Annotated in this window: 3 protein-coding genes and 1 pseudogene; 2 read left to right on the top strand and 2 right to left on the bottom strand. The window is 37.9% G+C overall.

The features are described 5' to 3' along the window. Window positions 1-501: 501 nt before the first annotated feature. Window positions 502-1,365 carry a YicC/YloC family endoribonuclease gene (locus CBG25_RS02285; protein ID WP_290604234.1) on the bottom strand — a complete coding sequence of 288 codons (864 nt, stop codon included), beginning with the start codon at window positions 1,363-1,365 and terminating at the stop codon, window positions 502-504. Between the two features lie 118 nt (window positions 1,366-1,483). On the opposite strand from CBG25_RS02285, the gene rph reads away from it, so the two are divergent. Next, entirely contained in the window at window positions 1,484-2,200 is a 717-nt protein-coding gene (gene rph / locus CBG25_RS02280) for a ribonuclease PH (protein ID WP_290604233.1), read from the top strand. Window positions 2,201-2,273: 73 nt separating this feature from the next. Then, window positions 2,274-2,922: pseudogene (gene pyrE / locus CBG25_RS02275) on the top strand (orotate phosphoribosyltransferase). A 32-nt stretch (window positions 2,923-2,954) separates the two neighbouring features. Here pyrE and CBG25_RS02270 read toward each other — a convergent pair. Then, window positions 2,955-3,256: transposase (locus CBG25_RS02270; RefSeq protein ID WP_290604231.1), on the bottom strand; the 302-nt coding region annotated here is incomplete at its 5' end.

The raw sequence follows: 3,256 nt of genomic DNA, 5'->3' as shown, positions 1-3,256 counted from the left end.
TACAGGTTTCGATCTTGACCAGCGGGTCACCCAACTTGTCGATCGTCTGTTGGTGATACTGGTTTGCAAAGAGGTCATTCTTAATGGCGCTGCGTTTCTTCATGGTGGTTAGCTCAGTAGACCAGCTTCCGATAACTTTATCAGCAAAATCAAACTCGGCTTAGGTTTTTCGAGGTGCCCATATATAATACTTGTTTATTTTTTTATTAGTTTGGAGAATAAAATATAGCTCACTACCGTCTGAGCATCTTACAAAGAGTTCTCCACTTCATATCCATGTTCTTTTTTGTATGTCGTTAAGTTTTCCCATATTTTATCGATTTTATTGAGAGTGTCCTTAAATTAGTGTACTTAAAACCAACTAAGTACCCTTTTAAGTACACCAATAATGTGCGCTTTGGTGATATCATATGAAACTTGTTGAATTAGAAAAGCCAGTATTCGCACTGGCTTATTGGTATTAGTTGCAAGTTATGATATTTAGTGAATTTACTTGAGAATCTACTCGATGTTTTGAATCTGCTCACGCATTTGTTCTATTAATACTTTTAATTCAACAGCAGAATTAGTCACTTGGCTATTAATAGACTTTGAGGCCAAGGTATTAGCTTCACGATTAAACTCCTGCATCATAAAATCTAACCGACGGCCGACAGCTTCTTGTTTTTTAAGAATATTACGTGTTTCTTTGACATGAGCATCCAGCCTATCAAGCTCTTCTGCAACATCAATACGTTGCGCTAATATGATAAGCTCTTGTTCTAATCGATTATTATCTATCTGAATTTCTGCCTCCTCTAATTTTGTTTGTAATCGCTCACGCTGCCATTTTAAAATTTCAGGCATTTGACGACGAACCGCCTGAATTTCCTGACAAACAGCATCTAGCCGTTGCTCAATCATTATTTTTAGCATCTTCCCTTCGCTTTCCCGATTGAGAATAAAATCATCTAAAACAAGTTCTAATTCTTTAAGTAAATGTGTACAGATAACATCCAAATTCTGCTCTTGAGCCGACATAACACCAGGCCAGCGAAGAATTTCTAACGGATTAATTTTTCCTTCACCACTACTCTTTTTTACCCAGTTAGCAGTTCTAATCAATTGGTTAGCTAACTCTTCATTCAGTACTAATTCACTCTGTTGATGTGAACTAAGTTCAAAACGTAAACTACAATCTACTTTCCCTCGGGTTAATCTGGCACGTAGACGCTCACGAATAACAGGTTCCAGACTTCTAAATTGTTCCGGTAAGCGAATATAAGTTTCAAGATAACGTTGGTTAACGGAACGCAGCTCCCAAGCCGCATTTCCCCATTCACTTTTTATATCTCGTCGTGCGAAAGCGGTCATACTATGGATCATATTTCGTTCCTATAAATAAAAATTAAATTATAACCTTGAGTGAAACCATAGGATAGGCATTCAATGTCGAAGAACGTATAATGCGCCACCAACATTGTTTAACTACGGAGATAACACCATGCGTCCAGAGAATAGAGAAGCTAATCAGGTGCGCCCTATAAAAATCACCCGCCAATATACTAAACATGCCGAAGGCTCTGTTCTGATTGAATTTGGTGATACCAAAGTATTATGTAACGCCACAATCGAAGAAGGCGTTCCCCGCTTTTTAAAAGGCCAATCACAAGGTTGGATAACAGCGGAATACGGTATGCTACCACGGGCAACAAATTCTCGTAATATACGCGAAGCAGCAAAAGGCAAACAAACAGGTCGCACCATCGAGATACAACGCCTTATTGCCCGTTCTCTGCGTGCCGCCGTTGATTTAAAGCAATTAGGTGAATATACCATTACACTAGATTGTGATGTTATTCAGGCTGATGGGGGGACTCGTACCGCTGCAATTTCTGGTGCCTGTGTCGCTTTAACTGACGCATTAAATAAAATGGTCGCAGAAGGAAAATTGAAAAAAAGCCCACTTAAATCGATGGTTGCTGCGGTTTCTGTCGGCATAGTGGATGGCAAACCTATTTGTGATCTAGAATATATTGAAGACTCTGCCGCAGAAACAGATATGAATGTTGTCATGATGGATAATGGTAAAATGATCGAAATTCAGGGTACTGCCGAAGGTGAACCATTTAGTCATGAAGAGCTGCTATCACTGCTTTCTTTAGCAAAAAATGGTTTACAAATTATTTTTACTGCTCAAAAAGAAGCATTAGAACAATAAATTTTAATCATCTATTTAACGGTCTTTTTATAGCTATTAATTAAAGCGAGAATAAATTAAAGAGGAAAATTTAATGAAAGGTTATCAGCGCGAATTTATTAAACTCGCCATGAAAAAAAAGCATTGGAATTTGGTGAATTTACGTTGAAATCTGGTCGTAAGAGCCCCTATTTTTTCAATGCTGGCCTTTTAATACAGGAAAAGATTTAGCTGCACTCGGTCATTTTTATGCCCAAGCGTTGATGGATCATAATCCTACTTGTGACATTATTTTTGGTCCGGCCTATAAAGGTATCCCGATCGTAACAACCATGGTAGTTGCACTATCTGAGCATTATCACTTCGATAAGCCTTACTGTTTTAATCGTAAAGAGGTTAAAAAACATGGGGAAGGTGGGGAATTAGTCGGTAGCCCATTAAAAGGAAACGTTGTGATCGTTGACGACGTTATTACAGCAGGAACTGCAATCAAAGAATCTGCAGAAATAATTAAGCGAAATAAAGCTAAACTTAGCGCTGTGATATTAAGTCTAGATCGTCAGGAGAAAGGTGAAAAGAATCTATCCGCCGTCCAAGAAATCGAAAAAAAATTCAAATGGAAGGTATTTTCTATTATCACTTTGAATGATTTAATTAATTATCTAAGTGAAAATCCGAATATGTCAACCCATTTAGCTACGATGAAAGCTTATCGTGAGAATTATGGTATCACTCCCTCTTAACAAATAAAAAAATTAGCAATTTTATTAACCCACTAGCATAAAAAAAACTCCGCCCAAATATCGAGGCTGTCGCAAAAGGGGTGGAATTTTTTTTTCAACAATATCCCACCGTGCAGATTTTCTCTTTTTCTGATTTTAGTTTGTACAAATAATAGACTGAAAATCATCCATAATATCAGAGCAACCGCTCTTGATAAGTTATAGGCCATTGCATGCAGGGTAAATTCGAGCTTTACCGCTAATAATCCCTTACGCCGGAAACGTTCCAAACCCTGAATTCCCCGCAATGCTGAAAACACAGGTTCAACCATGCTCTTTCGCTGATTCAAGATTT

Source organism: Arsenophonus sp. ENCA, assembly GCF_002287155.1.
GTDB lineage: Bacteria > Pseudomonadota > Gammaproteobacteria > Enterobacterales > Enterobacteriaceae > Arsenophonus > Arsenophonus nilaparvatae.
The sequence above is the reverse complement of the archived record's forward strand: the minus strand, read 5'-3'. Positions and strand labels throughout refer to the sequence as shown.